The organism is Streptomyces justiciae, from assembly GCF_015163075.1.
Taxonomy (GTDB): domain Bacteria; phylum Actinomycetota; class Actinomycetes; order Streptomycetales; family Streptomycetaceae; genus Streptomyces; species Streptomyces justiciae.
Window position 1 is genome coordinate 1 of sequence record NZ_JADDXU010000044.1, and the last position, 2,963, is coordinate 2,963.

Annotated in this window: 1 protein-coding gene; it reads right to left on the reverse strand. The window is 70.8% G+C overall.

All coding sequences use genetic code 11. The annotated features are described in order from the left end of the window. Positions 1 to 2,963, reverse strand: a 2,963-nt coding sequence (locus IQ210_RS46925) for a non-ribosomal peptide synthetase (RefSeq protein ID WP_194085399.1), incomplete at both ends; no start/stop codon positions are given.

A 2,963-nucleotide genomic window follows, 5' to 3' on the forward strand; every position in this document is an offset into this window, starting at 1 on the left:
GGGGGACGCGCTCGGGGCGCTCCCGGCGCGCCAGCACGATGCCGGTCGAGGCTGCGGTGGTGTCGACGAGCCGCGCAATCCCCGCGATCGTGGGCTCCGCGAACACTTCGCGGACGCCGACGGACACCTCCAGGACCGAGCGGATACGTGCGATCAGCCGCATCACGAGCAGTGAATCGCCGCCCAGCTCGAAGAAGCTCTCCTCCGCACCGACGCTCTCCAGGTCCAGCACCTCGGCGAACAGCGCGGCCAGCGCCTCCTCGGTCGGAGTCGACGGCGCACGACCACCGCTCGCGCCGAGGTCCGGGGCCGGGAGGGCGGCGCGGTTGATCTTGCCGTTGGCGGTCAGGGGAAAAGCGTCGAGAACGACGACTGTCGACGGGACCATGTACTCGGGGAGTCGGGTGGCGGCATACGTGCGTACGTTCTCCGCGTCCGCGTCCCCGACGACGTAACCGACCAGACGGCCATCCCGTACGAGGGTTACGGCCCGCTCGACTTGCGGGTGGGCGGCGAGGACGGCCTCGACCTCGCCGAGCTCGACCCGGAAGCCACGGATCTTGACCTGCTCGTCGGCACGACCGACGAAGGCCAGCTGTCCTTCTGCCGTCCAGCGGGCCAGGTCGCCAGTGCGATACATCCGGCCGCCGTTCTCGTCGAACGGGCAGGCGATGAAGCGTTCCGCCGTCAGGTCCGGGCGATTGACGTAACCGCGGGCCAGGCCGTCTCCGGCGATGTACAGCTCGCCCGTCACGCCTACGGGCACAGGGCGGAGGGAGGCGTCCAGGACGTAGGTGCGGACATTGCCCAGGGGGCGGCCGATCGCGGGCGGGGCGTCCTCGCCCGTAATGCCCTCGTCCAGGAGGACGGCGGTGGTGATGACGGTCGCCTCGGTGGGACCGTAGGTGTTCCAAACCCGGGCCTCTTCACGCCACTTGGCTGCCAAGCCCGCCTCCAGGCGCTCCGCGCCCAGGACCCAGTTGCCGATTCCGGCGACCGTCTCCGGCTCCAGCGCGCCGAGGAGGGAGGGGACGACGCTGGCCGTGTTCACTCCGGCGGTCTCGATCATGCGGGCAAGTGCCGCCGCGTCCAGTCGTTCGTCGGACGAGGCGATCGCCAACGTTCCGCCCGCAGCGAGGGTGACCGCCAGATCCAGCACCGCCGCGTCGAAGCTGAACGACGCGAACTGCAGGGCTGTGACGCCGGGTTCGGCGCCGAGGACTGGACGCATGACTGACGCCAGGTTGGCCACGGAGGCGTGAGCGACGGCGACGCCCTTCGGACGCCCGGTCGACCCCGACGTATAGATCACATAGGCCAGTTGATCGGCGGTGACCTCCGGCAGCTCGCCGGCACCGGCTTCCAACTCGTCAAGCAGGACGGTGTCGACCTCGGCGGACAGGCGGTCGGCGGTCTCGGCTGTCACCAGCACCAGTTCGGCGTCGCTGTCGGCGGCCATGAACACCAGCCGCTCAGACGGGTATTCGGGGTCCAGTGGCACGTACGCCCCACCGGCCTTCCACACCGCCAGCATGGCGACGACCGCTTCTGCCCCACGCGGCAGGCACAGGCCCACCCGGGACTCCCGCCCCACGCCCCGCGCCACCAGCCCACGCGCCAGCGCATCGGAGCGTGCGTCGACCTCGCGATACGACCAGGCCCGGCCCTCCGACCACAGCGCGACGGCCTCAGGTGCCCTGGCCGCGTTGGTGCGGAACCGCTCCAGCACGGTCGAGGTGTCGACCTCGCTCGCGGTGGCGTTCCACGCCTCCACGACGGCAGCCCGTTCGGACTCCTCCAGCACCTCTACGGCGCTCAGCCGCAGCTGCGGATCGGCGGCGACCTGCTCCAGCACCCGGGTGAGCCGCTCGGCCAGCCGGCGCACGGTCTCCTCGTCGAACAGATCGGCGGCGTAGAGGATCGCGCCACGCAGGCCATCGACCGAGCCGTTGTCCGAGCGGCGCTCGCTCAGCGTCAGGGAGAGGTCGAAGCGGGCCGGGGGGTCTTCCGCCGGCGGGATCTGCTCGACGGTCAGTCCCTCAAGCTCCCAGTGGGCCTCGGGCACGTTCTGGAGGGCCAGCATCACCTGGAAGAGCGGGTTGCGGGCGGCGGAACGGGCCGGGTTCAGCTCGTCGACGAGCCGCTCGAACGGCACGTCCTGGTGTGCGTAGGCCGAGAGGTCGGTCTCCCTGATACCCGCCAGCAGGTCGCCGAAGGTGGGGTCACCGGAGGCGTCGGAGCGGAGGACGAGCGTGTTGACGAAGAACCCGGCCAGGTCCTCCAGTTGTGCGTCCGAACGCCCGGCGACCGGGGTACCGACGCAGATGTCCTCTCCGGCACCCATTCGGGCCAGCAGCACCACCAGTGCCGCGTGTACGACCATGAACATGGTCGCGCCGCCCTGCGCGGCCAGTTCGGCGAGTCGGGCGTGTGTCTGCGTGTCGACGTTCAGCGGAACGGACCCGCTTCGGAACGACGGCACCGCCGGACGCGGCCGGTCGAACGGCAGGACCGTCTCCTGCGGCGCCCCCTCCAACTCCTGCCGCCAGTGGGCGATCTGTTCCGCTCCCGCGCTGTCGGGGTCGTCCAGTTCGCCGAGCACCTCGCGCTGCCACAGCGCGTAGTCCGCGTACTGGACGGGGAAGGGCTCCCATCCCGGCGCCCGACCGACCAGCCTGGACTGGTAGGCCGTCTGGAGGTCGCGGGCGAGTACGCCCATCGACCAGGCGTCGGAGGCGATGTGGTGGGCCACCAGCAGCAGGACCCAGTCCGTGTCGGAGATCTTCAGCAGGGTGGTCCGCCACGGCAGGTCGACCGCGAGATCGAAGCCTCGCTCGGCCTCGCCCCGCATGGCGTCCCGCCACTGCTCGCCGGCCTCGATGACGTGGAGTTGGGGGCGGCCTTGGGCTCCCTCGCGGATGTCCTGGTACGGCACTCCCTCGACGTCCGGGAAGACTGTGCGC